The sequence below is a fragment of the Methylobacterium sp. WL12 genome, assembly GCF_008039475.1.
In the GTDB taxonomy this organism is placed as follows: Bacteria; Pseudomonadota; Alphaproteobacteria; order Rhizobiales; family Beijerinckiaceae; genus Methylobacterium; species Methylobacterium cerastii.
In genome coordinates this window covers 1-26154 of record NZ_VRUW01000057.1, presented here as the reverse complement: position 1 = coordinate 26154, position 26154 = coordinate 1, and the positions used below count along the sequence as shown (strand labels likewise).

Genomic DNA, 26154 nt, shown 5'->3' with positions numbered 1-26154 from the left:
CGATCCTCACGTGCATCAAGGCCATAGCGCAGCGCGAGGCCGCCGTCTGTTCACAAGGCGAAGTTCGCGCCGATTTTCGCGGAGGCTGTCCCCGGTGCCAGTTCGCGACGACAGGGACGTCGGCTTGATTCCCAGGCGGCGCCAGCCATGTGATCACGGCATGAAACGGCGAAGCCTGCTCACGGCCGCGAGCGCGGCCACGGTGATGACCCTGGGCGGCGTCGGCTACGCCGTGCACCGGCGCGGGCGGAACCCGTATTACCGCGGGCCGACGAGCGACCACTTCGACGGCGTGCGGTTCTTCGCGCCCGGCCAGGTCGTCGACAAGGCCCAGGTCGTCGACAAGGCCCAGGTCGCCGACAAGACGCAAGCCGCCGACAAGTCCTTGGGCGACGTCGTCCGCTGGAAGGCGGAGCGCGGCGGCACGGCGTGGCCGAAACGCTATCCGAGCCCGTTCACGGCCGACCGGCCGCCGGAGCGCGTCTTGGACCTGCGCGTCGTGCTGATCGGGCATGCGAGCTACCTCGTGCAGGTCGCCGGCCGCAACATCCTGATCGACCCGGTCTTCGCAGCGCGCGCGAGCCCGGTGCGCTTCGCCGGGCCGAAGCGGGTCAACCCGCCCGGCATCGCGATGGCTGACTTGCCGCCGATCGATGCCGTGCTGATCACCCACAACCACTACGACCATCTCGACGGGCCGAGCCTCGCGCGGATCTGGCAGGCGCACCAGCCGCTCGTCGTCGCGCCGCTCGGCAACGACGCGATCCTGCGCGGCTACGACGAGACGATGCACGTCGAGACCCGCGACTGGGGCAGCTCGGTCGACCTGGGCGATGGCGTGAGCGTGCACCTGACGCCGGCCTACCACTGGTCGGCCCGCGGTCTGAACGACCGGCGCATGGCGCTGTGGTGCGCCTTCGTGATCACGTCGCCCGAGGGCGTCCACTACCATGTCGGCGACACCGGCTTCGGCGACGGGGCGATCTTCCGCGACGTGCGGACGCGCTTCGGGGCTCCGCGGCTCGCGACCCTGCCGATTGGCGCCTACGAGCCGCGTTGGTTCATGCAGGCGCAGCACATGAACCCGGCCGACGCGGTCGCCGCCCTCGACCTGCTCGGCGCGCGCCAGGCGCTCGGGCACCATTGGGGCACCTTCAAGCTCACCGACGAGGGCATCGAGGCGCCGGCCGAGGCGCTGGACGCCGCGATGGACCAGGCCGGGCAGCCGCGCGCGCGTTTTTTGGCGCTGCGGCCCGGGCAGGTGTGGGAGAGCTGACCGCACTGGGGCCGCCCGCGCCCGCCTTCAAGGCGTCGTCGCGGCCGCCTTCGCAGCCCGGCGACCGCCGGCAGTGATGCCGGCCGAGGCCGCGATCACGCAGCCGATCGCCAGCCATTGGAGCGGCGACAGGCGCTCGCCGAGCAGGATCAGCGCCGCAAGCGCGGCGATCGCCGGCTCCAGGCTCATCATCACCCCGAAGGCCTGACGCGTCAGGCGGCGCAAGGCCACCATCTCGAGGGAATACGGCAGCGCGCTCGACAGCACCGCGATCCCGAAGCCGAGGACCAGCGTCGCCGGGTCGAACAGGGCCGCACCGGAACTCGCCAGGCCGAACGGCGCCACCACCAGGGCGGCGGCCAGCATGCCCAGCGACACCGCCTGCCCGCCGTCGACCCGCCCGGCACGCTGCCCGAACACGATGTAAAGCGCCCAGGCCAGGGCCGCGACCAGGGCGTAGGCGACGCCGACCGGGTCGAGGCCGCCGGCGTCGCGCAGGGGCAGCAGCAACCCGAGGCCGAGGATGGCGAGGCCGATCCAGGCGAAGTCGGCCGCCCGGCGCGAGGCCGAGAGCGCGACCGCGAGCGGCTCCAGGAACTCGATCGCCACCGCCGGCCCGAGCGGGATCGTGCGCAGCGCGAGGTAGAAGGTCAGGTTCATCATCCCGAGCGCCGCGCCGTAGAGCGCGATGATCCCGGCCTCGCGAAGCCCGAGGCTTCGCCGCCACGGCCGCCACACCGCGAGCAGGATCAGGGCCGAGAAGCCGACGCGCAGGCTCGACACCCCGGCGGCGCCGACGGCCGGGAACAGGCTCTTGGCCAGGGCCGCCCCGCTCTGGAGCGAGACCATGCCGGCGACGAGCGCGACGACGGGCAGGAGCGTCGCCGACGCCCCTGCCCGCTCGATGTGGCGCACCACGCTACAGGATGAAGCGGCTGAGGTCGGCGTTGGCCGCGAGGCTCTCGACCCGGTCGCGGACGTAGGCCGCGTCGATCGCCACCGTCTCCCCGGCCCGGTCGGTGGCGGTGAACGAGACCTCGTCGATGACGCGCTCCAGCACGGTCGAGAGGCGTCGCGCGCCGATGTTCTCGACCGAGCCGTTCACCTCCACGGCGACGCGGGCGAGCGCGTCCACCGCGTCGTCCGAGAAGGCCAGCGTCACGCCTTCCGTCTGCATCAGCGCCACCGTCTGCTTGAGCAGGCTCGCCTCGGTGGAGGTGAGGATCTGCTTGAAGTCCTCGACGGTGAGCGGCTGCAGCTCGACGCGGATCGGCAGGCGGCCCTGCAGCTCCGGCAGCAGGTCGGCGGGCTTCGAGACGTGGAAGGCGCCCGACGCGATGAACAGCACGTGGTCGGTCTTCACCGGCCCGTGCTTCGTCGTCACCGTCGTGCCCTCGATCAGCGGCAGCAGGTCGCGCTGCACGCCCTCGCGGGAGACGTCGGCCGAGGAGCGGCCCTCGCGGGCGCAGATCTTGTCGATCTCGTCGAGGAAGACGATGCCGTTGTCCTCGACCTGGCGGATCGCCTCGCGGATCAGCGCGTCGTCGTCGACGAGCTTGTCGGATTCCTCCGCCAGCAAAGGCGCGTAGGCGTCGCGCACGCTCATCCGGCGCGGCTTGCCCTTGGTGGCGCCGAACGCCTTGCCGAACATGTCGCCCAAGTTGACCGCGCCCATGGACGCGCCCGGCATGCCGGGGATCTCGAACATCGGCATGCCCGAGGACGGGTTGCCGGCAAGCTCGATCTCGACCTCCTTGTCGTCGAGCTGGCTGTCGCGGAGCTTCTTGCGGAAGCTGTCGCGGGTGGGCTGGCTCGCGGTCGGGCCGACCAGGGCGTCGAGGATGCGGTTCTCGGCCGCCGCCTCGGCCTTGGCCTTGACCGCCTTGCGCTTCTCCTCGCGCACGAGCCCGATCGCCACCTCGACGAGGTCGCGCACGATCTGTTCGACGTCGCGGCCGACATAGCCGACCTCGGTGAACTTGGTGGCCTCGATCTTCAGGAACGGCGCGCCGGCGAGCCGCGCCAGGCGGCGGGCGATCTCGGTCTTGCCGCAACCGGTCGGGCCGATCATCAGGATGTTCTTCGGCGCGACCTCCTCGCGCAGCGGTCCGGTGAGCTGCTGCCGGCGCCAGCGGTTGCGCAGCGCGATGGCGACGGCGCGCTTGGCGTCGTGTTGGCCGACGATGAAGCGGTCGAGTTCCGAGACGATCTCGCGGGGGGAAAACGTGGTCATCGGGCTCCGATCGGGTGCGGCAGCCGGGCTGCCAGGCGCGCGGGCAGGCCGCGCAGGACGAGGCCCCGCATCGCGTGCCAGCCGGCGCTGAGAAGCAGGACGAAGGCGCCGAGCGCGAGGAAGCTCAGCGGGGCGGCCCGGCTGGTGAATCCGGCATCGCGGATCAGGGTTCCGAACGCGATCCCGGCATAGGTCAGGCCGGCGACCAGGATCGCGCGCCGGTCGGTGACCAGGGCCACCAGCGCCAGCAGCAGGACGACCCCGAGCACCAGGATCGCCGAGACCGTCGTCGGCGCGTCGCCGCTCCGGAGGACCGTGGTCAGCATCGGATGCACGATCAGCGGGGCGGCGAGCAGGTGCAGCCAGAACGCAATGTCGGTGCGTCGGGTCTGGCGCTGCCGGTCGGCGAGGTCGAAGCGCATCGCGAGCGCGAAGACCGCGAGGCCCGCCGCGACCAGCAACGCGCTGAAGGCGCCGGTGTCGAGGCTCGGCACGAGGGCGAAGGCCAGCGCCAGCAGCGTGCCCGCGAGCGCCGCCGCGCCCGCCGCGATGGTGATCGGCACGGAAAAGCGCCGGTAATGCAGGGCGCACAGCGCCAGCGTCGCGAGTGCCGCCCCAGCATAGGGGAGCGGCGCCGGCGCGCCCGAACCGCTCGGTCCCGGCAGGGCGCTGCCCCAGCCGACGGCGATGCCCGCCATCGACGAGACGGCGAGAAAGGATTCCACCGCGAAGATCGCGAGCAGCGCGATACTCGGCAGCGCCATCCTGCGGCGGCGGGTGAAGAACTCGGCGAGCCCCCAGGCCAGGGCCGCCACGAGCACCCGGCTTCCGGTCTCGCCGAGGGTGTCGCCGGCTAGCCACCACGCCGCGCCAAGGAACAGGGCGATGCCGAGGGTGACGAAGATGTCGGCGAAGCCCGTGATGAAGCGCAGGCGCTCGTCGTCGTCCACCCGCTCCGGCTCGGGAGCCGCCACCTCGCGGGCGAGCCGGTCGAGGGCCTCGACCTGCGCCGCGGTGAGGATGCCGCGGGCGACCGCACGCGACAGGAGCGCGTGGTCGATCACCGGACGGACGGCGGGCAGGAGGATTGCGGGCACGAGGGGGGATGGCGCATCGCCCCGATCTAAGCGCAGGGCGCCACGCTTACCAGAGCCGATCCAGAGAGCGGTCCCGAGAGCGGTTCTCGGCCTGCCTTTAGGCGGCGCGGATCTCGCGGACGAACCCGTCGACCTCGCCGCCGAGGCCCGCGGAGCGGCGCGCGAGGTCTCCGGCCGCAGCCAGGACGTGCCCGGCGGCGTCGCCCGCCTGGAGGGCGGCGGCCTGGACCTCGGCCATGGTCTCGCTCACCGCACGCGTCCCCTCGGCGGCGTCGCTCACGCTGCGGGCGATCTCCTGGGTGGCGAGCTGCTGCTCCTCCACCGCCGCGGAGACGCCCATCGCGATCTCGTGGACGGAGCCGATGGTGCCGCCGATCTCCTCGATCGCCGCCACGGCGTCGGCGGTGGCGTCGCGGATCTTGGCGATCTCGGCGGTGATCCGGTCGGTGGCGAGGGCGGTCTGGCCGGCGAGGCTCTTCACCTCGGCAGCCACCACTGCGAAGCCGCGGCCGGCCTCGCCGGCGCGCGCCGCCTCGATCGTGGCGTTGAGCGCCAGCAGGTTGGTCTGGCCGGCGATACCCGAGATCAGCGAGACGACCTCGCCGATGCTGGCGGCGCTGCGGGCGAGCCGCTGCACGGACTGCTCGGTGCGCCGCGCGTTCTCGACGGCGCCGGCGGCGGCGATCGAGGTCTGCGAGACCTGCGCGCCGATCTCGTTGGCGGTCGCGGCCAGCTCCTCGGTGGCCGCGGCCACCGCCTGGACGTTCATCGAGGCGGTGCCGGCGGCGTCCATCACCGCCTGCGACTGCAGGCTGGTGCGCTCGGCGTTGCGCGCCATGGCGCGGGCGGTCTCCTCCATCGTGCCGGCTGAGGCGGCGAGATGGCCGACGAGGCCGCCGACGCTGACCTGGAAGCGGTCGGCGAGGGTGTCCATCTCTGCCCGCTTGATCGCCTCGGCTTCGAGGCCGGCCTGCGCCTGGCTGCGGCGCAGGGCGTCCGCCTCCCCCATCGCGTCGGCAAACGTGCGCATGCTCGCCCAGATCGCGCCGATCTCGTCGCGCGACGGCTTGACCGGGGGCAGGTCGCGGTCGCCTTGCGCGAGGCGACGGATCGCCGTGGAGACGGCCCGCAGGGGCTTGGCGATCATCCGATGGCCGACGAGGCCGCCGACGAGCAGGCCGCCGAGGGTTCCGCCGAACGCCAGCGCCAGGAGGAGCCGCAGGCGCTCGACGTAGAGCGCTTCGGCGGCGCCGTTCAGGGTCTCGATGCGCTCGCGGCTCCGCTTCACGAAGGTTTCGATGCCGGTCTGGAAGGCGACGCGGTTGTCGCGGTTCGCGTCGGTGAAACCCTGCTCGGCGGCGGCCTTCGGCGAGACCTCGGTGCCGAGGCGGGCCGTCTCGGTGCGGTGCCGGCGGAACTCCGCGGCGTCCTTGGCCACGCGCTCGAACAGCGGCCGGTCCGCCTCCGGCACCGCCGGGCGCCACTCGGTCAGCAGCGCATCGATCGCCGAGAGGTCGCGGACGATGCCGGCGGCGTATTTCCGCGCGGCCTGGGTGTCGGCGGCGGCGTAGATTCCGCGCGATTCCAGCGCCGTGTCGGTGGCGAGCCGGGTGAGCTCGGCGGCGAACAGCGCGTTCTCGGTGGCGTTCCGCGCCGCGCCGACCGATCGGTCGAACGTGCGCAGGGTGTCGAGGCCCACGCCTGCGACCACGAGGGTCACGAGACTGGAGGCGCCGACCAGTCCGAGAAGTTTGCCGTCAATCGTCATGCGCGTCAGGCCCTGTGCTTGCGCAGCGGACCATATCCACAGGTTGTCAAGGACCCGTTACCCATACAACCTGTTCGACGCGGCACGCACGCGGTGCGTAAGCAGGACATCGCCCTGTTCGTCGCCGCGTTCCGACCGAAACCGTGAGGTCGTCTGCATAAATCCGGGGGCGGCGCCGGTACAACCTTGACCTTCGTTTCGTCAGACCGGATGAGAGTTCGAGCGCCGGATCGATGTTCGAGCCCGGTTCGGGGGTGACGCACATGAAACGTTGGATCGTGGGGGCCGCCCTATTTGTCGGGCTGGCCGCGCCGGCTTTCGCCAAGGACATCGTCCTGCCGGCGAAGGAGCCCGCCGTCACCGCGACGATGCCGGACGACTGGGACACCAGCGTCTACGAGACCGAGATCGCCTCCGTCTCGGCGGACGGCGACATCGTCGTCAACATCGCCACCGACAGCAAGTCGCGCCTCGATTCGCTGATCAAGGACAGCAAGGCCTATCTGACGAAGAACAAGGTCAAGCTCGTCGGCAAGCCGACGGAGCAGACCATCGACTTCAACGGCACCCCGGGCCAGGTGCAGCGCTACCAGGCGACGGACAAGAACGGCAAGGCGATCATCGACTTCGTCACCCTCGACGCGAACCGCAACCGGGCGGTCCTGGTCACCGTGTGGGGCTCCGAGGACGACCGCGCGACCAACGAGACCGCGCTGTCGGCGATCATGAAGAGCGTGACGATCCCGGCCGGCGGCGGTGGCGGCGGGTTCTGGTCGGGCGGCTCCGTGCAGTCCGGCAAGGTCGGGGCGGGCAAATCGGAAGCGAGCAAGGCGGAAGCCCCCGCGGCGGCCAAGCCGCCGGCTCCCGCCGCCGTAGCCTCTCCTCCGGCCGCAGCCCCGGTCGCCAGCCAGAGCCTCGGCGTGCGCCGGGTGCTGTTCGTGACGCGCCCGTCGGAGGGGTTCGGCGACGTCGACCCGCGCGCCGTGGGCGCCTTCCTGCCGAGCGAGAAGGTCATCACCTACATGGAGCCGGTCGGCGAGACGCTGGTGCCGGTGGCCGGCGGCGACGTCCGGTTCGGCCTGGTCGTCGACTACGTGCTGCAGAGCAAGGGCGGTGCGATCCTCGGCGGCCAGAAGGCCGTGATCGACAAGGAGTTCACAGCCGGGAAGGACGGCATCCTGGACGGCTACCCGAAGTTCTCCTTCCACTTCACGCTGGGCATCGCCGGCGTCGACCCGGGCGACTACGTCCTCGCCTTCACCCTGCGGGACAAGTTCAGCGACTGCACCACCCAGGTCGAGCGGCCGTTCACGGTGCTGGCGGCGGCTCCGGCGCCCGCTCCGACGGCTGCAGCGCCTGCGCCCGCGCCGACGACGCCCGCTCCGGCCCCGGTCGTCGCGGCGGCTCCGCCCGCCCCCGCGAGTGGGCTCTGCGCGCAGGACGCGGTGCGCACGGATTTGATGGCCTCGGTCAACGGCGCCCCCGACTTCAAGGACGGCAAGCGCCGGCTCAAGGCGCTGGTCGAGCCCGAGACGGTCTTCGAGGATCGCAAGGCCAAGCGGATGACCTGCCGCTACACCTCGGTCTGGGACGAGACCCAGGACACGGGCACGACCGAGAAGCGCATGAAGATGACCTTCAAGGCCAGCGACGACGGCAAGGACGGCATCGACCTCGATTACAGCTTCGACAAGTAGCGGCCGCGCGGCCTCCCGGCGGCCCCAGGGCCGTCGGGACGGATTGGGTGAGGGTTAGACCGAGTCCGCGTCGAGGGTTTCGAGGACGAGGCTGCCGTTGGTGTAGACGCAGATCTCGGCGGCGATCCGCATCGCCTTGCGCACGATCGCCTCGGCGTCGAGGTCGGTGTCCTCCAGGGCGCGCGCGGCCGACAGGGCGTAGTTGCCCCCTGAGCCGATCGCCATCACGCCGCCCTCCGGCTCCAGCACGTCGCCCGCGCCCGAGAGCAGCAGGCTGACGTCCTTGTCGGCCACCAGCATCATCGCCTCGAGGCGGCGGAGGTAGCGATCGGTGCGCCAATCCTTGGTCAGCTCGACGCAGGCGCGGGTGAGCTGCCCGGGATACTGTTCGAGCTTGGCCTCAAGCCGCTCGAACAGGGTGAAGGCGTCGGCCGTCGCGCCGGCGAAGCCGCCGATCACCGCGCCCTTGGCCAGCCGCCGGACCTTGCGGGCGTTGCCCTTCACGATGGTCTGGCCGAGGCTGACCTGGCCGTCGCCGCCGATGACGACGTGGCCCCCCTTGCGCACCATCAGGATGGTGGTGGCGTGCATCTGGGCAGGGCCTGAATCGTCGTGTGCCAAGGGTGTCTCCGGGGTGTCGCCCGGCGACAGGTAGGGGCTCGCCCCCCGGATTGCCAAGCGGGCGCCCGGGCGGGCGCGATCCGAGCGGACGCCCGGAGGGGCGCCATCAGTGGTCGCCGCCGAGATAGGCCGCCCGCACCGCCGGATCGCTCTTGAGCTGGGCGGCCGGCCCCTGGAACCGGATGCGGCCGTTCTCCAGGACGTAGCCGTAGTCGGCCACGCCCAGAGCCGCCATGGCGAACTGCTCGACGAGCAGCATCGTCACCTGCTCCTCCTTAAGCTGGCGGATGATGCGGAACACCTCCTCGACGAGCTTCGGCGCCAAGCCCATCGAGGGCTCGTCCAGCAGCAGGATGTCGGGGCGCAGCATCAGGGCGCGGCCCATGGCGAGCATCTGTTGCTCGCCGCCCGACAGGGTGCCGGCGAGTTGCAGCCGGCGCTCCTTGAGCCGCGGGAACAGCGCGTAGGCGCGTTCGCGGTCGGCGGCGACGTCGCCCTTCGGCCGCGAGCCGGTGAGCCGCGGGAAGGCGCCGAGCGTCAGGTTGTCCTCGACCGACAGCGTCGGGAACACCCGGCGTCCCTCCGGCGAGTGGGCGAGGCCGGCCCGCGCCACGTCGTGGCTGTCGAGGCCCGAGATCTCTCGGCCGGCGAGCTTGATCGAGCCCGAACGCGGCTGGATCATGCCCGAGAGCGCCCGCATCGTCGTGGTCTTGCCGGCCCCGTTCGAGCCGATCAGCGTAACGACCTTGCCCTTCGGCACCTGGAACGAGAGCCCGTGCAGGACCTCGATCTGGCCGTAGCCGGCCGACAGGTTGGCGACGTCAAGCATGGGCTGGCTCCCTCCCGGCATCTTTGCCGGCGTCCTTGCCAGCATCACTGGCCGTGCCGCCCATGTCGTCGGGGGCGCCGAGATAGGCCTCGATCACCTTCGGGTCGGCCTGCACCTCGCGGGCGCCGCCCTCGGCGATCTTGTGCCCGAAATCGAGCACGCTGACGCGGTCGCACAGGCCCATCACCACGTCCATGTGGTGCTCGATCAGGATCACGGTGATGCCGGCGTCGCGGATCTTGCGGATGATCGCGGTGAGGTCCGCGATGTCGGGCGCGGTCAAGCCGGCGGCGGGTTCGTCGAGCAACAACAGCACGGGATCGAGCGCCAGCGCGCGGCCGATCTCGAGAAGGCGCTGCTTGCCGTAGGGCAGGTTGCGGGCCTCGACCTGGGCGAGGCTCGCCAAGCCCATGAAGTCGAGGATCGCCATGGCGCGGGTGCGGGCCTCGCGTTCCTCGCGCTTGCGCCGCGGCGTGCCGAGGATCGCGTCGAAGATCGTGCCGTGGAAAGCGTGGTGCAGGCCGACGAGTACGTTCTCCAGGGCCGTCATCTCGCGGAAGAGCTGGACGTTCTGGAAGGTGCGGGCGACGCCCGACAGCGCGATCTCGGAGGGCGTGCGCCCGTCGAGGCGCTTGGCGGCGCTGCCGGCGGCGGCCAGCGTCACCGATCCGGCGGTGGGTTTGTAGATGCCGGTGAGCACGTTCATCATCGTGCTCTTGCCCGAGCCGTTCGGGCCGATCAGCCCGTGGATCGTGCCGGGCTTCACCGACAGGTCGATCCCGGCCAGCGCCTTCAGGCCGCCGAACTGCATCAGGGCCTGCTCGACCTTGAGCAGCGGCTCGGTCCCGGCGGCCTTGCCGCGCTGCGCGATGAGCGCGTCGCCGTCGGCCGAGAGCGCCTTGCCCTCCGCGGTGTGGGCCGGGCGGAGCGCCGGGATCTTCTCGCGCAGGAAGCCGACGATGCCGTCGGGCAGGTAGTAGACGACGAACAGGATCAGCAGGCCGAACACGCTGAGCCTGAAGTCGGTGACCGATTGCAGCGCCAGCGTCGCCGGCAGGAACAGGATGCAGAGCACCACCGGCACGAGGATGGCGAAGCGGTTCTCGGCCTTCCGCACGAAGGCCTGGATGCCGACGACGAGGGCCACCGCGGCGATGAGACCGGCCATGATCCGCACGAGGTCGATGTCGGCCAGGATGTTGGGCATCATCACGATGATGGCCGACCCGATCAGGGGTCCTGCCCGCGACTTCCGGCCGCCCATCGTCACCGCGAGCAGGAACAGCACGGTGAGCTCGAAGCCGTAGGAGTTCGGCGCGACGTAGCGCTCCGACCAGGCGAACAGCGCGCCGGCGAGGCCCGCGAGCGCCGCCGAGACCACGAAGGCGTAGACCTTGTAGCGGTAGACGCTGACGCCCATGCAGTCGCAGGCGATCGGCGAGTCGCGCAGCGCCTCGAAGGCGCGCCCGAACGGCGAGCGCACGATGCGGTTCACCACCACGATCGTCACCAGCAGGCAGGCGCAGACGAGATAGTAGAATTCGAGCTTGCGGCCGGCCGCGCCCCAGGGCGGGGTGATGCCAAACATCGCGAAGTCGATGACGCGGGCCGGCGGCAGGGTGATGCCGAGCGGCCCGTTGGTGATCGGCGTCAGCTCGTTGATGAAGATCTGGACGATGGTGCCGAAGGCGAGCGTCACCATGGCGAGGTACGGGCCGGTGACCCGCAAGGCCGGCACCGCGAGCAGCAGGCCGAAGGCGGAGGTGACGCCGATTCCGGCGAGGAGCCCCCACCAAATCCCGAGCTTGAAATGCAGGAACAGCACGGCCGCCGCGTAGGCGCCGACGCCGAACAGGCCGGCATGGCCGAGGCTGACCTGGCCGGTATAGCCGACGACGATGTCGAGCCCGAGGATCAGGATCGCGTAGATCGCAATCACCAGCAGCAGGTGGATGTAGTAGCTGCTCGTGACCACGTGCGGGAAGGCGGCGAGGAACACCACGAGGAGCACGGCGCCGAGCGCCCCGACATGCCGGCCGATCCCGGCGGAGGCCGAGGGCGCCGGGGCCGCGGCGGGCACGAAGGTGGATTGCGCCATCGGCTCAGACTTTCTTGATCACGGCCTTGCCGAACAGCCCCACGGGGCGGATCGACAGCACGACGAGGAGCAGGATCAGGCCCGGCACGTCCTTGTAGCCGGTGGAGATGTAGAAGCCGGTCAGCGTCTCGGCGACGCCGAGGATCAGGCCGCCGACGATGACGCCGAGGCCGGATTCGAGGCCGCCGATGATCGCCACCGCGAAGGCCTTGAGCGCCAGCACCGCGCCCATGGTGGCGCCGGTGAGGGTGACCGGGGCGACGAGCACGCCGGCGAAGGCCGCCGTCATCGCGCTGATCGAGTAGGACAGCGTGATGACGCGCTTGGTGTTGATGCCCATCAGGCCGGCGGCGTCGATGTCGTTCGAGGTGGCGATCACCGCCTTGCCCCAGATCGACTTGCGATTGAAGATCTCGACCGCGAGCATCATCAGCAGCGCGCCGGCGATGATCAGAAGCTCCATCGGCAGCATGCGGATGCCGCCGAGCTGGAGCGCCTCCTCGGGCAGCGGCGAGGGGAACTTGAGGTCGTCGCGGCCCCAGATGTTCTCGGCGAGGTTCCGGAAGATGATGCCGAGCGCGATGGTGGCCATGATCCACCCGTACTCGGACTTGATCTTCACCGCCGGGCGCACGCCGAGGCGCTCGACGACGGCGCCGAGCGCGAAGCCGAAGACCAGCACCAGCGGGATCATCAGCCAGTAGCCGGTGAATGGCGCCAGCGTGAGGCCGAACAGGGCGCCGAGCGCCAGCGCCTCGCCCTGCCCGAAGTTCAGCGTCTTCGAGGTGGCGAAGGTGAGCTGGTAGCCGAAGGCGATGGCGGCGTAGATCATGCCGACCGCGACGCCGGAGGCGACGAGCTGCAGGAAGATGGTCATCGTGTCACCCGCGCCCGTCCGTGAAGGTCTTTTCGTTCATGCCGCCCGGTTCCGGTTCCGTGCCGGCGCGGGTCCCCTCCCCCGTGCGGGAGGCGCGCGCCGCGACCGCTCGCGATCGCGGCGAGGACCGGCCCGAAGGCCGCGCGCCGCCGGACGCTTGGGGTCAGCGTTCCGGCGGCTTTGGTTCATCCCGCGCGAGCGGCGAGATTCGTCAGTTGGAGGACTTTTCCTTCACGCGCACGACGCCCGCGTTCTTGGCGTCCGCGTCCTTGGCGTAGACGATCTTGCCGTCCTGCACCTTCCCGAACACGACCATGTTGCGCGAGATCGCGTTGTGGTCGGCGGCGGTGAAGGGCTTGTCGTAGGTCGTCACCACGCCCTCGACCTTCTCCTTCAGGTTTTCCAGCGCCTCGCGGATCTTCGGCCCGTCGGTTGAGCCGGCCTGCTTGATCGCGGCGGCGATCAGGAACACCGAGTCGTAGCCCTGCGCGCCGGCGACCGGGGTCGGGATCTTCGTCACGCCATAGGTCTTGTAGTATTCCTCGAGGAAGGCCTTGCGCTTGGGCAGCGTCTTGTCCTCGATGAAGGTCTGCGGCATCACCACGCCGTTGCCGTTGGCGCCGGCGATGTCGATGAAGCTCTGCATCGAGGCCGGCCACGAGGTGATCATCGGCACCTTCCAGCCGAGCTTGGCCATGCCGTTGGCGATCTGCGCCAGCTCCGGCCCGATGCCGTAGGCGAGGATCACGTCGGCGCCGGCCTGCTGGGCCTTCAGCAACTGGGCCGTCATGTCGACGTCCTTGATGTTGAACTTCTCGACCACGACCGGCTTCACGCCCTTGGCGCCGAGGTACTTCTCGATGTCCTCGCGGCCGAGCTGGCCGTAATTGGTCGAGTCGGCGAGGATGGCGATCTTCTTGTGGCCCTGCGCTACGGCCTCGTCGACCATCATGCCGGCCTGGAGCACGTCGTAGGCCGAGTTCCGGAAGACGTAGTTGCTGTCGTAGTCCGGCGCCTTGAACTGGTTGGTGATGATCGTGCCGGTGGCGACGTTGTTGAACACCGGGATCTCGGCTTCCTGGTAGAAGCGCTGCGCGGCGAGCGCCACGCCAGTGTTGACGAAGCCCAGGGTCGCGACGACCTTCTCCTTGCTGATGAGCTCCTGCGCCACCTGGGCGCCGACCTCGTTCTTGGCCTCGTCGTCGCGTTCGACGAGCTGGATTGGCCGGCCGAGCACGCCGCCGGCCTTGTTGATCTCGGCCGCGGCTAGGCGTGCGCCGTCGCGCATCGAGACGCCCATCGCCGACGAGCCGCCGGTATAGGGGCCGGTCACGCCGATCTTGATCGGGTCTGCGGCCTGGGACGGCAGGGCGCCGAGCGTGGCCAGTGCGGTCGCGCCGAGCAGGGCGCCGACGAACGCGCGCGTCGTCAGTCTCATGGCTGTTTCCTCCGTATCCCGATCCGGGCGTTTCTTCTGTCGCGGCGCCTTGTGGCGCCGTCGCGGGCTCTGCGGCCCGAAGTGTCGGGCCCCGACCCGGGCGCTGGAATATTGTCGAACGTGCGCACGAACGCAACGCACCGCGCCGGGGCAAACCTACAAATCCAAAGGGTTGTGGGATTTCGCGGCGATCCTCGCACCGCCGCGCCGGCGAAGCCTCGCCGCAAGACCTCGGCACGGTCGCGCCGGCCGATAGCACCGAGGATGGGGTCGCACCGGAATCGTGAATGCGCGGCCTAACCCTGTTGACCGATCCGCGCTTTCCCCTTAACGGGAGCGCTCCCGAACGACGGAGCCCTCCGAAGCGGTCGCCGGCTTCCCGCCGGCCCGCATCGCAGGCGGCCTCCGTCCCTTCGGTGGGGGATAGTTTAACGGTAGAACGGTGGACTCTGACTCCTCTGGTCCTGGTTCGAATCCAGGTCCCCCAGCCACTTCATAAGACCTCGTAAATCATCCCGATTATCGCGTTTTCGGTCCCGCCATCCGGCGGAGTGGCCGATCGCCGTGCGTCGATGTCCAGCGGATGAATCTCCCTTTCTGAACAGGCGAGCCGGCTTCACTGCCAGGCCCCGCTCTTCGCGCGGGCGCGCATGCCGTCGAGGAACAGGCGGACGCTCGGCAGGTTCGCGCGGCCGGCGTCGAACAGCAGGTGGATCGGCACGGGCGGCGGGGCGTGCGCGTCCAGCACGCGGCGCAGGGTGCCTGCGGCCAGGCCTTCGGCCGCCTGGTAGCTCAGCACGTTCGCGATCCCGAGGCCGGCGGCTGCGGCTGCGAGCTGGGCGTCGATCGAGGTCACGGTGAGGCGCGGCGTGATTGCGACGCCGACCGAGTGCGGGCCGAAGCGCCACTGCGAGCCGGTCCGGACGTTGTCGCCCGCGATGAGGTCATGCAGGTCGAGCGCCTTCGGGTCGGCGGGGTGCCCGCGCGCGGCGCAATAGGTCGGGCTCGCGACGAGGACCTGCCGTACCGTGCCGACGGCGACCGAGCGCAGGCTGCTGTCGCGGGGCTCGCCGACGCGGACCGCCACGTCGATCCCCTCCTCGACGAGGCGGATGTTGCGGTCGAGGAGCAGCAGTCGCACCGACATCTGCCGGTGCCGGGCGAGGAGGTCGGCCACCACGGGAAGCACATGCAGGCGGCCGAAGACCACCGGCGCGGTGATCTGCAACTCGCCCTGCGGCGTCGCCTGGCGGCCCATCACGACGTGCTCGGCGTCCTGCAGCCGCATCAGGATCTCGCGGGCACGCTCCAGGAGCGCGGCGCCCTCCTCCGTCAACGCCACGCTGCGGGTCGAGCGCCGGAACAGCGGCACGCCGAGATGCCGTTCGAGGGCGGCGATCGTCCGCGTCACCGCGGGCGGCGAGACGCCGAGGTGACGGGAGGCGGCCTTGAAGCCGCCCCGCTCGGCCACCGCGACGAAGGTAGTCAGCGCCGCGAAGCGGTCCACGAACATTCCTTCTGGTGGAACACTGAACTGTCGACATGGCGGATTATCGCCGCGGCGTGAAGTCGTACATTCACATGCATGCCCAACACCTACTTCCAAACCCTGTTCGGCGAGGCGGCGCGCACGCTCCAGGCGCAAGCCGGCTCGCGTGCCAGCTACGCCCGGCGCGACGCAGCCTCGGCCGACGAACGCGACGCGCTGACCGAGCGCGAGCACGAATTCCTGCAGGCGCGCGACAGCGTCTACCTGGCCAGCGTCGGCCCCGACGGCTGGCCCTACCTCCAGCATCGCGGCGGCCCGGCCGGCTTCGTCCGGGCGCTGGGCGGGAACCGGATCGGCTTTGCCGACTACCCCGGCAACCGCCAGTTCATCTCGCAGGGCAACGTGATCGAGCGCGGCCGCGTCGCCCTGTTCGCGATGGATTATCCCGCCCGGCGCCGCCTCAAGCTCATCGGGCATGCGCGCGTCGTCGCGGCCGCCGCCGACCCCGACCTCGTGGCGCAGGTCGCCCACCCCGACGCGCCGCCGGCCGCCGCCGCGTTCGTCGTCGACGTGCTGGGGTTCGACTGGAACTGTCCGCAATACATCGAGCCGCGCTTCACCCGCGCCGAGATCGCGGCCGAGCTCCGTCCGCTGCTGACCGAGGTCGCCGACCTCCGCGCCGAGGTGGCGCGCCTGAGAGACCTTCCCGTGATCCCCGGATCCCGGGAAGGTCTCTAACCTGCCGTGCGGCCGCATGTTCTTCACGCGAGCCGGCATCCACCTCGCTTGAAAACGCTCTCAGGGAATCCCCGCATGACGAACCCGTTGACCCGCGGCGCGCACCATGTCGGCCTCGCCGTGCCGGACCTCGCGGCCGCCGAGCGTTTCTTCGTCGAGGCGCTCGGATGGCGCGTCGCCGGCGGCGTGCCGTCCTACCCGGCGGTCTTCGTCTCCGACGGCGCGATCCTGGTGACGCTGTGGCGGGTCGCGGACCCCGAGACGGCGGTGCCGTTCGACCGGCGCGCCAACGTCGGCCTGCACCACCTCGCCCTCACGGTCGCCGACCGGGCGGCGCTCGCGGCGGCCCACGAGCGGGTCCGCGCCCATCCCGGCACGGCGATCGAGTTCGCGCCCGGCCCGATGCGGGAGGGCTCGGAGACCCACCATTTCCTGTGCTTGATGCCCGGCGGCGTTCGTCTCGAATTCGCCACTGCGTGAGGCGCGATCCCGTTCGCGCCGCGACCGGCAGCCGCTAAGGGTTTCGCGCGCGCCCGGCATCCGTGCCTGCGGAACGCACCCTCTCAACCCGATGGCAGGAGCCTCGTCCCATGGCCGTGCCGACGTCACTGCAGCCTGGTCCCCTGCCGACCGCCGCCGACGGGCGTCGGGCTTGGCGGGCGGTCGCGTCGGCCTCCTGCGCCAGCCTGGTCGGCATCGGCCTCGCACGTTTCGCCTACACGCCCCTGCTTCCGGCGATCATCGACGGCGGCTGGTTTCCGGCCTCGACCGCGGCCTATCTCGGGGCGGCCAACCTCGCCGGGTATCTCGCGGGCGCCCTCCTCGGACGTCGGCTCGCCGCCCGGACCTGCGTTCCGACGGTTCTTCGGAGCATGATGGTGCTGGCGACGGTGGCGTTCTTCGCCTGCGCCTTCCCCTTGAGCGTCGCGTGGTTCTTCGCCTGGCGCTTCGCGTCGGGCTTCGCCGGAGGCGCGCTGATGGTGCTGGCGGCGCCCGCCGTGCTGCCGCACGTGCCCCCGGGCAAGCGGGGCCTGGCCGGCGGGCTGATTTTCATGGGCATCGGCGCGGGCGTCGCCGCGTCGGGGACGCTGGTCCCGCTCCTGCTGCAGGGCGGGCTGCAGCAGGCCTGGTTCGGCCTCGGCGCGCTCTCCGCCCTGCTCACTCTCCTCGGCTGGCGGGGCTGGCCGTCCGAGGCCCCGGCGCTGGCCCGGGTGGGGGGGCGGGCCGCGCCGTCCCGGAGCCCCGGCCGGGCGACGCTGCGGGCGCTCTACGCCGAATACGCGCTCAACGCGGCGGCCTGGGTGCCGCACATGCTCTTCCTCGTCGACCTCGTCGCCCGCGGCCTCGGACGCGGCATCCAGGCCGGCTCGCATTACTGGGTGCTGTTCGGCCTCGGTGCGACGGTCGGCCCGATCCTCGTCGGGCACCTGGCCGACCGGGTCGGCTTCGGCACCGCGCTTCGCCTCGCCTTCCTAGTCGAGGCCGGGGCCGTCGCGATCCCGGCGCTCGGCCTCGGCGAGCCGTGGCTGGTCCTGTCCAGCGTCACGGTCGGCGCCTTCGTCACCGGAACCGTCCCGCTCATGCTCGGCCGCATCGGCGAACTCCTCCCCGACGACCCGGAACGGCAGAAGGCGGCCTGGAGCGTCGCGACCGTGGCCTTCGCGCTGTTCCAGGCGGGCGCCGCCTACGGGTTGTCCTTCGTCTTCGCGCACACCGGAGGCGACTACGCGTTGCTGTTCGCCCTCGGCGCGGGCGCGATGGTTCTGGCGCTCTCCATCGACCTCGCGACGGCCCTGGCGACCCATGGCGCTGCTTCCGCGGCCCGCGACCGAGGCGCGCGATCCTAGGGCTTGGCCTAGGGCTTGGCGGCCGCGTCGCAGCCCTGCCGGACGAGGGCGAGGGCCGCCCCGGCGTCGCCGCGCCGCTGGACCCGGAAGCGCTTGCCAGAAAGCTCGTTGTACTGGGCGAAGAACGCCTCGACCTCGTCCAGCATGCCGGGCCGCAGGTCGCCCAGGGTCTCGATGTGCGCGTGCGTGCGGGCCTTGACCGCGACGCCGACCAGCCGGTCGTTGCGCTCCCAGCCCCCCTCGCCGTCCCGCTGCTCCGCCTCGATCACCCCGACGAGGCGGGCTTCGACCATGCAACCGGGAAAGGCGGGCGCATCGAGGAGGAGAAGGATGTCGAGCGGGTCGCCGTCCGCCCCCTTCGTCGAGGGGATCATCCCGAAATCGTAAGGGAAGCTCATGCCCTCCGGCAGGACCGTTTTGAACTGGAAGGCGCCGAGCGACTCCGCGTAGGCGTACTTGTTCGGGCTGCCCTTCGGCGTCTCGATCACGACGTGGATTACGTCGTCCTCGGCGAAGGTGGGTAGGCGGCAGAGGGGTGCGGCGTGTGGCAAGGGCGTGCTCCCGCGCGGCTTCGCACGATCGCGCCGCTCCCGGGTGAACCGAGGATGCGGCGGCCCGGTTTCTCGGCGCCCGCAACGAGCGGGCCGGCGATCGGGCAAGAGAGCGGGCCGGCGATCGAGTAAGCGAGCGGGCGCGATCGCTCAGTCGAAGGCCTCGTCCGCCTCCGGTCCGGCGGCCGGCGGGTCGGCCTCGACGGCGTCCGCGACGGGCATGCCGGTGCCGGCCGCGGCGGGGGCGGCGGCAAGCCTCGGCAGGTCGAGCCACGATGCCATCAGGCGGAGTTCCAACAGCAGGCGTTCCAGGGTGGCGGGGGGCGCCCCCGGTTCCAGGTGCACCCGCTCGACGACGAGCCGGCCGCGCTTGCGGTCCGCCTTCAGGTCCACGCGGGCGACGAGGGCGCCGTCCATCAAGAACGGCAGGACGTAGTAGCCGTGCTCGCGCTTGTGGGCGGGCGTGTAGATCTCGAGGCGGTAGCGGAACCCGAACAGCCGCTCGGTGCGCGGGCGGTGCCAGACCAGCGGATCGAAGGGCGACAGCAGCGCCGCCCCGTCGAGCCGGCGGCAGGGCCGCGCATCCCTGTGCAGGTAGGCTTGGCGGCGCCAGCCGCGAATTTCGGCCGGTACGAGCGTCCCGTCCTCGACCAGCTCCGCGATCGGTCGGTCCGCGTCGGCCGGCGAGAGGCGGTAATAGTCGCGCAGGTCCTGCGCCGTCGCCACGCCGAGCGCCCGGGCCGCATGCGCGATCAGGTCCCGCCGGGCGTCGGCGCCGCTCGGGGTCGGGCGCGCGAGCACGGCGCGCGGGAGCACCCGCTCGGGCAGGTCGTAGACCCGCTCGAAGCTGCCGCGCCGGTGCGTCGCAGCGACGAGGCCGGCCCAGAACAGCCATTCCAGCGCGTGCTTGCCCGCGCTCCACGCCCACATGCCGGACCCGGCCCGGGTTTCCGCCAGGTCCGAGGCGGCCAGCGGCCCGTCCGCCGCGATGCGGGCGAGGACCGCCTCGGCCTCGTTGCGCCGCTCTCCGGCGAAAGGTTCGAGCCGCCGCCACACGTCGCGGCCGTCGCGGGCGCGGGCCATGCGCCAGCGCAGCAGGGGGTGGTGGTCGATGGGCAGCAGCGAGGCCTCGTGGCCCCAGTATTCGAAGAACCGCATCGGCCGGGCGGCGGCGATCGCGTCGAGGCGGTCGCGCGCGTAGGCGCCCAGCCGCGAGAACAGCGGCAGGTAGTGGGCGCGCACCAGCACGTTCACGCTGTCGATCTGGAGCAGGCCGAGGCGGCCGATCTCCCGGTGCATCCGTGCGTCGGTGACGGCGCCCTCACGCCGCCCCGCTGCAAAACCCTGGGCCGCCAGGGCGATGCGGCGGGCCTCGGCGGCCGAGAGGTCCGCTTTCAGGACCGCTCTCCGAATGGCGGCGGCGGGCCGATCATCCGCCGATGCGCCGCGCGGTCTTGGCGGTCAGGTGCGTTTTGCGAGAACCCGACCGCGGCGGGCGCGTCCCGGACGACCTCCGGCATCGACGACGTCCCTCCCCGTTCGCGCGGACAGCGACCGCTTCCCGCATGGCCCTTCGAAGGCGATGCGCGCCAACATCGGCGCGCCGCTTCGTCGAGACAAGCGCGAGGGCCGGAAACGCAGCGTCCGCGTCCGGTGCGAACGGTCGGCGCTCATCCCAAACGATGATGCGGCGTTTCGTTTGCGAAACACGGCCGGTCACATACACTTCGTGTCGGAACGCCCGCCTCCCCCTTCCCTTCTTCGTCTTAGACGGCGGCGAACGGGAAGGATCGGCGGGCGTTGCGAGACCAGCATGTCCCGGGCCGGAATCCCCATGACGCGTATCCTCGATCGGGGCGGTTTCGAGCGGAAGGCGAGCGAGCGCGCCGACGCGTCGGCGGTGGAGGCGCGGCGCTCGGCGATCGTCGTCGCCGTCCGCCAGCGCGGGTTCGTGACGATCGAAGCCCTGGCGAGCCAGTTCGGCGTCACCGTCCAGACCATCCGGCGCGACCTGAACGAGCTCAGCGCGGAGGGGCGGCTGGAGCGCTACCGCGGCGGCGGCGGCCTGCCCTCCAGCGTCGAGAACATCGCCTACGCCGACCGCCGCACCACGCTCCTGTCCGAGAAGACGCGGATCGGCCGGCTCGCGGCGAGCCGCATCCCGTCGCACTGCTCGGTCTTCCTCAACATCGGCACCACGCCGGAGGCGGTGGCGCGAGAGCTCGTCCGGCACGACGACCTGAGCATCATCACCAACAACCTCAACGTGGCGGTCGGGCTGGCGGAGGCGACCGACTTCCGCATCGTCGTGGCCGGCGGCACCATCCGCAACCGCGACGGCGCGGTTCTGGGGCAACTCACCTGCGACACGCTCAGCCAGTTCCGCGTTGACGTGGCGGTGATCGGCATCAGCGGCATCGACGGCGACGGCGCCCTCCTCGACTACGACTACGAGGAGGTGCGGGCGACGCAGACCATCCTGGCGCATGCGCGCCAGACCTTCCTCGTGGCCGACCACACCAAGTTCACCCGCCGGCCGATGGTCGAGGTCGGGCGGCTCGAGCAGGTCGACACCTTCTTCACCGACCGCGCCCCGCCGCCCGAGATCGCCGCGCTGATGGAGCGCCACGGCGTCACCCTCGCGGTGGCCGACCGGGACGAACCGTAACGAACATCGAAATTTTCGCTTGCGAAAATCCTAAGATAAGGCAATATTCTGCCGAACGCGGCATCGGCCGGGGCGGGAGGTGAACCATGACGACGGTCTCGAACGTGCGGGCGCCGGGCGCCCCCTACGACCTTCTCGTCATCGGCGGCGGCATCAACGGCACCGGCATCGCCCGCGACGCGGCGGGCCGCGGCCTCTCGGTGCTGCTGTGCGAGCGCGGGGACCTCGCCGAGTTCACCTCGTCGTCGAGCACGAAGCTGATCCACGGCGGGCTGCGCTACCTCGAATACTACGAGTTCCGCCTGGTGCGGGAGGCCCTGGCCGAGCGCGAGCGCCTGCTGCGGCAGGCGCCGCACATCATCTGGCCGCTGCGCTTCGTGCTGCCGCACGACAAGGGCCTGCGCCCGGCCTGGATGCTGCGGGTCGGCCTGTTCCTGTACGACCACCTCGCGCGGCTCCGCACCCTCCCCGGCTCGAAGATGGTTCGTTTGCGAACATCACCTATGGGCGCGCCGCTGCAGGACCGCCTGACGAAGGGGTTCGTCTATTCCGACTGCTGGGTCGAGGACAGCCGCCTCGTGGTGCTCAACGCCATGGATGCGCGGGCGCGCGGCGCCGAGATCCGCACCCGGACCGGCGTCGAGTCGGCGCGCCGCATCGACGGGACCTGGACCGCGACCCTGCGCGACGCCGTCACCGGGCGCACCGAGACGGTCCGGGCGAAGGCGGTGGTGAACGCCGCCGGCCCCTGGGTCAGCGAGACGCTGGGCGGCACGCTCGGCGTGAACAGCCGCGCGGCGGTGCGGCTGATCAAGGGCAGCCACATCGTGGTGCGCAGACTCTACGAGGGCGACCAGGCCTACATCCTGCAGCAGCCGGACAAGCGCATCATCTTCGCGATTCCCTACGAGCGCGACTTCACGCTGATCGGCACCACCGACGTCCCCTACGAGGACGAGCCCGGCCCGGTGCGGATCTCGGAGGACGAGACGCGCTACCTCTGCGACTGCGTCAACCGCTCGTTCGCGCGCGCCATCGGGCCGGAGGACGTGGTCTGGAGCTATTCGGGGGTGCGGCCGCTCTACGACGACGCCGCCGCGAACGCCTCGGCGGTGACGCGCGACTACGTGCTCGACGTGGACGACGCCGGCGGGCAGGCGCCCGCGCTGTCCGTGTTCGGCGGCAAGATCACCACCTACCGGCGCCTGGCCGAGCACGCGATCGAGAAGATCGCAGCCTACTTCCCGAACCTCGAGCCGCCCTGGACGGGGGAGGCGACCCTGCCCGGCGGGGCCATGCCGGAGGCGGATTTCGACGCGTTCCTCAAAGCCTTCGCCCGCGAGGCGCCGTTCCTGCCGGCCGAGACCGCCAAGCGCCTCGCCCGCGCCTACGGCACCGAGGCGCGGGCGATCGTGGCCGGCGCGCGCAGCCTCGCCGACCTCGGCGAGGCCTTCGACGGAGGCTTGAGCGCGGCGGAGGTCGACTACCTCGTCCGGACCGAATGGGTCCGCACGGCGGAGGACATCCTCTGGCGCCGCTCGAAGCTCGGCCTGCGCACCGGTCCGGAGGGGGCCGCGCGCCTGTCCGCCTACCTGACGCGAAAGGCGGAGGCGGCCTGAAAGACCCGAACGGCGGAACCGGCGCGAAGACTGGTCCGCGAGACCAAGATCGACCCACGTTCCTCGAGGGAGGGAAGACAGCCATGTCCCAGAGAGCCATGTCCCAGTATGTCGGCGCCATCGACCAGGGTACCACCAGCAGCCGCTTCATCGTGTTCGACCGCGAGGGGCGCATAATCGTCTGCAAGCAGCGCGAGCACGAGCAGATCTACCCGCGGCCGGGCCATGTCGAGCATGACCCGATGGAGATCTGGCGCAACACGCAAGGGGTGATGCAGGACGCCCTCGACGGCGCCGGGCTGACGCCGAAGGACCTCCTGTCGATCGGCATCACCAACCAGCGCGAGACCACCCTGATCTGGGACAAGCGCACGGGTGCGCCGCTCCACAACGCCCTGGTCTGGCAGGACACGCGCAACGACCGCCTCGTGACCGAATACGCCCGCGACGGCGGGCGCGACCGCTTCCGCGCGCTGACCGGGCTGCCGCTGGCGAGCTACTTCTCGGGGCTGAAGCTGCGCTGGCTCCTCGACCACGTCGAGGGCGCCCGCGAGAAGGCGGAAGCCGGCGACGTGCTGTTCGGCAACATCGACACCTGGCTCGTCTGGAACCTGACCGGCGGCCCGGACGGCGGCCTCCACCTCACCGACGTGACCAACGCCAGCCGCACGCAGCTGATGTCCCTCGAGACGCTGGCCTGGGACGACGGCATGCTCGCCGCCTTCGGCATCCCCCGCGCCATGCTGCCCGAGATCGTCTCGTCCTCGCAGGTCTACGGCGAGACGCGGGTGCCGTTTTCCGGCGTGCCGATCGCCGGCATCCTCGGCGACCAGCAGGCGGCCCTGTTCGGCCAGACCTGCTTCCAGCCGGGCGAGGCCAAGAACACCTACGGCACCGGCTGCTTCGCGCTGATGAACACCGGCGAGACGCCGGTGCCCTCCACCTGCGGCCTCGTGACGACGCTGGGCTACAAGCTCGACGGCAAGCCGGCGGTCTACGCGCTGGAGGGCTCGATCGCGATCACCGGCGCGCTGGTGCAGTGGCTGCGCGACAACCTGCACATGATCAAGGACAGCGCCGAGGTCGAGAGCCTCGCCACAACGGTCGCGGACAACGGCGGCGTCTACTTCGTGCCCGCCTTCTCGGGCCTCTACGCGCCGCACTGGAACGAGGGCGCGCGCGGGCTGATCATCGGGCTGACCCGCTACGCCAACCGCGGCCACATCGCCCGCGCCTGCCTGGAGGCCACCGCCTTCCAGACGCACGAGGTGCTGGAGGCGATGGAGAAGGATTCCGGCATCCCCGTGCGCGAGCTGCGCTCGGACGGCGGCATGGTCGCCAACGTCACCCTGATGCAGTTCCAGGCCGACATCCTCGACGTGCCGGTTGTGCGCCCGAAGGTCACCGAGACCACGGCCCTCGGCGCCGCCTACGCGGCCGGGCTCGCCACCGGCTACTGGAAGAGCACCGACGACCTCGTGCGCAACTGGGGCGTCGACCGGCGCTGGGAGCCGAACATGGATGCGGGGGAGCGCCGACGCATCACCGCCGCCTGGGGCCGCGCCGTGAAGCGCGCCTTCGACTGGGACGAGCAGGAGGACTGATACGGCGTCCGCTTGATCAAAGCGGACGCCGTATCGGCAAGCCCGCGCGGCGCATGAGCGACGGCCAAATCCGCCATCCCGAAGGGATCGACCGGATTTGGGACGAGGCCGCCTCGCCGCTTCCCGTCTCGGACATTTTCGGAGGACACCCCATGACATCGCCGTTCCTGGGCGAGCTTCTCGGCACGATGGTGCTGATCATCCTTGGCAACGGGGTCGTGGCCGGCGCGCTGCTGCGCGGCTCCAAGGCGGAAGGCGCAGGCTGGATCGCGATCACCGCCGGCTGGGCCTTCGCGGTGCTGGCCGGCATCTTCGTCGCGACCGCGACCGGCAGCCCCGACGCCCACCTCAACCCGGCTGTGACGATCGCCGGCGCGATCACCTCCGGGAATCCGAGCAAGCTCCTGGTCTACGTGCCGGCGCAGATGATCGGAGCCTTCCTCGGCGCGACGGTGGTGTGGCTGCACTACCTGCCGCACTGGGCCGTCACCGAGGATCCGGGCCTGAAGCGGGCCTGCTTCTGCACCGATCCGGCGATCCGGCAAACGGCCGCCAACTGGACGAGCGAGATCATCGGCACCTTCCTGCTGATCCTGATCATCAGCGCCCTGCTGTCGCGGTCGGTGGGGGCTTCGGGCAACATCCCCACGGGGCTGGCGCCCTACCTCGTCGGCATGGTGGTCTGGAGCATCGGCCTGTCGCTCGGCGGCACCACCGGCTACGCGATCAACCCCGCCCGCGATCTCGGGCCGCGCCTCGCCCACGCGGTGCTGCCGATCGCCGGCAAGGGCGGCTCGGATTGGGGCTACGCCCTGATCCCGGTCGCCGGCCCGGCGGTCGGCGCCGCCCTCGCGGCGCTGGCGATCCTGCTGATCGGCTTCTGATCCGGTGCCACCGGATTCACACGCATCCCTGCTTTTGGCGATTCGATGCGTGCGCATCCCCTCGCCCCGCGTGCGGGGAGAGGGCTTTGCCGACCTTGTCGTCGGCGAAGCGAGGCGGCAGCCGACAGCGAGGGGGCCGGCCCTGAGGAGGCTCGTCCGTCGGCACACCCTCACCGTCGCTTCGGCTTCGCCTTCGCTTCCCCGCTGCACGACGGGGTGCAGCCGGGCCACTCCCCGCTGCACGACGGGGTGCAGCCGGGCCACTCCCCGCCCGCGGGGGGGGGCCGCGCGTCATCCGAGGCCGTGGCGAATGTAGATATCTAAAAAAGTCGGATGGAAAAGCTTTCTTGGTGGGAGGGTTTGCCTAGGGCATCACGGACTCCCCAATGCGAAATCTTTGCATAAACTCGGATTAAACAGCCTGCATGACAATGGGCCGCCATCCATCGAAGTAAAAAGAGTGCAGTGAAAATCAGTGCTCGACGTGATTTTTCTAAGGCGGCGTTGCCACAAGTGGTCTAGAGCCCTTGCCAGTCATGTTGGGTCGAAGGCACCATATCCAGCAGCGGCGACGTAGTTTCGGCATTCGTACGTGCGGAAGGCCTTGAAGGCTTCTCGGATGGCGGCCCAGAGGTCTGGGACGGTGCGCGCGGCGGCCGTTCGCAGGAGCGCCTTCAGCTTGGCGAAGGCTTGCTCGATTGATGGTGTGGATGGCTCCTGCTCCCGGCGTTGCGTTGGGGCATAGTCGGGATGTTGTCGCCTCAAGCTGAGGAGCCACCCATGTCCGAACTTGTTACGGTCGGTATCGACCTCGCGAAGA

21 protein-coding genes, 1 tRNA gene and 1 pseudogene are annotated in these 26154 nt (G+C 70.8%); 10 read left to right on the top strand and 13 right to left on the bottom strand.

The annotated features are described in order from the left end of the window. Positions 1-160: 160 nt before the first annotated feature. A complete protein-coding gene (locus FV226_RS18795; protein ID WP_147764078.1) occupies positions 161-1276 on the top strand; it encodes an MBL fold metallo-hydrolase in 1116 nt (371 codons plus the stop codon). A 27-nt stretch (positions 1277-1303) separates the two neighbouring features. Here the strand turns inward: FV226_RS18795 and FV226_RS18790 are convergent, their stop codons facing one another. The 4 genes from FV226_RS18790 to FV226_RS18775 all read right to left on the bottom strand — a co-directional run bounded on the left by FV226_RS18790 (position 1304) and on the right by FV226_RS18775 (position 6374). Further along, a complete protein-coding gene (locus tag FV226_RS18790) occupies positions 1304-2125 on the bottom strand; it encodes an EamA family transporter (protein ID WP_147764087.1) in 822 nt (273 codons plus the stop codon). A 70-nt stretch (positions 2126-2195) separates the two neighbouring features. Next, positions 2196-3509: an ATP-dependent protease ATPase subunit HslU gene (gene hslU, locus FV226_RS18785; protein ID WP_147764077.1), complete on the bottom strand. Its 1314-nt coding sequence runs from the start codon at positions 3507-3509 to the stop codon at positions 2196-2198. Beyond that, positions 3506-4606 carry a hypothetical protein gene (locus FV226_RS18780; protein WP_246691651.1) on the bottom strand — a complete coding sequence of 367 codons (1101 nt, stop codon included), beginning with the start codon at positions 4604-4606 and terminating at the stop codon, positions 3506-3508. Before FV226_RS18780 ends, hslU begins: the two co-directional genes overlap by 4 nt. A gap of 97 nt (positions 4607-4703) precedes the next feature. After that, entirely contained in the window at positions 4704-6374 is a 1671-nt protein-coding gene (locus FV226_RS18775; protein ID WP_147764076.1) for a HAMP domain-containing methyl-accepting chemotaxis protein, read from the bottom strand. A 263-nt stretch (positions 6375-6637) separates the two neighbouring features. On the opposite strand from FV226_RS18775, the gene FV226_RS18770 reads away from it, so the two are divergent. Next, a complete protein-coding gene (locus FV226_RS18770) occupies positions 6638-8071 on the top strand; it encodes a hypothetical protein (protein ID WP_147764075.1) in 1434 nt (477 codons plus the stop codon). Positions 8072-8125: 54 nt separating this feature from the next. Here FV226_RS18770 and hslV read toward each other — a convergent pair whose 3' ends face one another. The 5 genes from hslV to FV226_RS18745 all read right to left on the bottom strand — a co-directional run bounded on the left by hslV (position 8126) and on the right by FV226_RS18745 (position 13934). Next, the gene (gene hslV, locus FV226_RS18765; protein WP_147764085.1) at positions 8126-8662 is read right to left on the bottom strand and encodes an ATP-dependent protease subunit HslV; all 537 of its coding nucleotides are present in this window, start codon (positions 8660-8662) and stop codon (positions 8126-8128) included. 136 nt (positions 8663-8798) lie between these two features. Beyond that, the gene (locus FV226_RS18760) at positions 8799-9521 is read right to left on the bottom strand and encodes an ABC transporter ATP-binding protein (RefSeq protein WP_147764074.1); all 723 of its coding nucleotides are present in this window, start codon (positions 9519-9521) and stop codon (positions 8799-8801) included. Further along, positions 9514-11619 (bottom strand): branched-chain amino acid ABC transporter ATP-binding protein/permease, encoded by a 2106-nt coding sequence (locus FV226_RS18755; RefSeq protein ID WP_147764073.1) that lies wholly within the window; start codon positions 11617-11619, stop codon positions 9514-9516. Before FV226_RS18755 ends, FV226_RS18760 begins: the two co-directional genes overlap by 8 nt. A 4-nt stretch (positions 11620-11623) precedes the next feature. After that, on the bottom strand, positions 11624-12496 hold the full coding sequence (locus tag FV226_RS18750; RefSeq protein WP_147764072.1) for a branched-chain amino acid ABC transporter permease: 873 nt from the start codon (positions 12494-12496) through the stop codon (positions 11624-11626). Between the two features lie 211 nt (positions 12497-12707). Continuing rightward, positions 12708-13934: an ABC transporter substrate-binding protein gene (locus FV226_RS18745; protein WP_147764071.1), complete on the bottom strand. Its 1227-nt coding sequence runs from the start codon at positions 13932-13934 to the stop codon at positions 12708-12710. Positions 13935-14351: 417 nt separating this feature from the next. Here FV226_RS18745 and FV226_RS18740 point away from each other — a divergent pair. Next, positions 14352-14425 (top strand) — tRNA-Gln (locus FV226_RS18740). A gap of 125 nt (positions 14426-14550) precedes the next feature. Here the strand turns inward: FV226_RS18740 and FV226_RS18735 are convergent. Then, positions 14551-15441, bottom strand: coding sequence for a LysR family transcriptional regulator (locus FV226_RS18735; protein ID WP_147764070.1), 891 nt, complete (start codon positions 15439-15441; stop codon positions 14551-14553). Between the two features lie 78 nt (positions 15442-15519). Here FV226_RS18735 and FV226_RS18730 point away from each other — a divergent pair, with 78 nt between their 5' ends. The 3 genes from FV226_RS18730 (at position 15520) to FV226_RS18720 (ending at position 18008) form a co-directional block, all read left to right on the top strand. Further along, the gene (locus FV226_RS18730; protein ID WP_147764069.1) at positions 15520-16161 is read left to right on the top strand and encodes a pyridoxamine 5'-phosphate oxidase family protein; all 642 of its coding nucleotides are present in this window, start codon (positions 15520-15522) and stop codon (positions 16159-16161) included. 75 nt (positions 16162-16236) lie between these two features. Then, complete coding sequence (locus tag FV226_RS18725) at positions 16237-16641, top strand: VOC family protein (protein WP_147764068.1); 405 nt, start codon at positions 16237-16239, stop codon at positions 16639-16641. A 110-nt stretch (positions 16642-16751) separates the two neighbouring features. Next, positions 16752-18008, top strand: coding sequence for a YbfB/YjiJ family MFS transporter (locus FV226_RS18720; protein ID WP_147764067.1), 1257 nt, complete (start codon positions 16752-16754; stop codon positions 18006-18008). Between the two features lie 8 nt (positions 18009-18016). Here the strand turns inward: FV226_RS18720 and FV226_RS18715 are convergent, their stop codons facing one another. Next, entirely contained in the window at positions 18017-18559 is a 543-nt protein-coding gene (locus FV226_RS18715; protein WP_147764066.1) for an inorganic diphosphatase, read from the bottom strand. Positions 18560-18709: 150 nt separating this feature from the next. Then, positions 18710-19957, bottom strand: a complete 1248-nt coding sequence (locus FV226_RS18710) for a crosslink repair DNA glycosylase YcaQ family protein (RefSeq protein WP_210246525.1) — start codon at positions 19955-19957, stop codon at positions 18710-18712. A 436-nt stretch (positions 19958-20393) separates the two neighbouring features. Here FV226_RS18710 and FV226_RS18705 point away from each other — a divergent pair, with 436 nt between their 5' ends. The 4 genes from FV226_RS18705 to FV226_RS18690 all read left to right on the top strand — a co-directional run bounded on the left by FV226_RS18705 (position 20394) and on the right by FV226_RS18690 (position 25334). Continuing rightward, positions 20394-21227, top strand: a complete 834-nt coding sequence (locus FV226_RS18705) for a DeoR family transcriptional regulator (RefSeq protein WP_147753088.1) — start codon at positions 20394-20396, stop codon at positions 21225-21227. Positions 21228-21313: 86 nt separating this feature from the next. After that, positions 21314-22846, top strand: a complete 1533-nt coding sequence (gene glpD / locus FV226_RS18700; RefSeq protein WP_147764064.1) for a glycerol-3-phosphate dehydrogenase — start codon at positions 21314-21316, stop codon at positions 22844-22846. Positions 22847-22944: 98 nt separating this feature from the next. Beyond that, a complete protein-coding gene (gene glpK / locus FV226_RS18695) occupies positions 22945-24450 on the top strand; it encodes a glycerol kinase GlpK (protein ID WP_147764084.1) in 1506 nt (501 codons plus the stop codon). Positions 24451-24602: 152 nt separating this feature from the next. Then, entirely contained in the window at positions 24603-25334 is a 732-nt protein-coding gene (locus FV226_RS18690) for an MIP/aquaporin family protein (RefSeq protein WP_147753086.1), read from the top strand. 534 nt (positions 25335-25868) lie between these two features. On the opposite strand, the pseudogene FV226_RS28695 reads toward FV226_RS18690, so the two are convergent. After that, positions 25869-26154 (bottom strand): annotated as a pseudogene (locus FV226_RS28695) (hypothetical protein); the annotation flags it as partial.

Excerpts from the sequence above, each read along its gene's own strand:
- FV226_RS18725 (WP_147764068.1), top strand. The coding sequence starts at position 16,237 with ATGACGAACCCGTTGACCCGCGGCGCGCACCATGTCGGCCTCGCCGTG.
- FV226_RS18750 (WP_147764072.1), bottom strand. The coding sequence starts at position 12,496 with ATGACCATCTTCCTGCAGCTCGTCGCCTCCGGCGTCGCGGTCGGCATG.
- FV226_RS18790 (WP_147764087.1), bottom strand. The coding sequence starts at position 2,125 with ATGGTCTCGCTCCAGAGCGGGGCGGCCCTGGCCAAGAGCCTGTTCCCG.
- hslV (WP_147764085.1), bottom strand. The coding sequence starts at position 8,662 with ATGCACGCCACCACCATCCTGATGGTGCGCAAGGGGGGCCACGTCGTC.
- FV226_RS18760 (WP_147764074.1), bottom strand. The coding sequence starts at position 9,521 with ATGCTTGACGTCGCCAACCTGTCGGCCGGCTACGGCCAGATCGAGGTC.
- FV226_RS18720 (WP_147764067.1), top strand. The coding sequence starts at position 16,752 with ATGGCCGTGCCGACGTCACTGCAGCCTGGTCCCCTGCCGACCGCCGCC.
- FV226_RS18690 (WP_147753086.1), top strand. The coding sequence starts at position 24,603 with ATGACATCGCCGTTCCTGGGCGAGCTTCTCGGCACGATGGTGCTGATC.
- FV226_RS18730 (WP_147764069.1), top strand. The coding sequence starts at position 15,520 with ATGCCCAACACCTACTTCCAAACCCTGTTCGGCGAGGCGGCGCGCACG.
- FV226_RS18745 (WP_147764071.1), bottom strand. The coding sequence starts at position 13,934 with ATGAGACTGACGACGCGCGCGTTCGTCGGCGCCCTGCTCGGCGCGACC.
- FV226_RS18705 (WP_147753088.1), top strand. The coding sequence starts at position 20,394 with ATGACGCGTATCCTCGATCGGGGCGGTTTCGAGCGGAAGGCGAGCGAG.
- FV226_RS18775 (WP_147764076.1), bottom strand. The coding sequence starts at position 6,374 with ATGACGATTGACGGCAAACTTCTCGGACTGGTCGGCGCCTCCAGTCTC.
- FV226_RS18795 (WP_147764078.1), top strand. The coding sequence starts at position 161 with ATGAAACGGCGAAGCCTGCTCACGGCCGCGAGCGCGGCCACGGTGATG.
- FV226_RS18770 (WP_147764075.1), top strand. The coding sequence starts at position 6,638 with ATGAAACGTTGGATCGTGGGGGCCGCCCTATTTGTCGGGCTGGCCGCG.
- glpD (WP_147764064.1), top strand. The coding sequence starts at position 21,314 with ATGACGACGGTCTCGAACGTGCGGGCGCCGGGCGCCCCCTACGACCTT.
- glpK (WP_147764084.1), top strand. The coding sequence starts at position 22,945 with ATGTCCCAGTATGTCGGCGCCATCGACCAGGGTACCACCAGCAGCCGC.
- hslU (WP_147764077.1), bottom strand. The coding sequence starts at position 3,509 with ATGACCACGTTTTCCCCCCGCGAGATCGTCTCGGAACTCGACCGCTTC.
- FV226_RS18755 (WP_147764073.1), bottom strand. The coding sequence starts at position 11,619 with ATGGCGCAATCCACCTTCGTGCCCGCCGCGGCCCCGGCGCCCTCGGCC.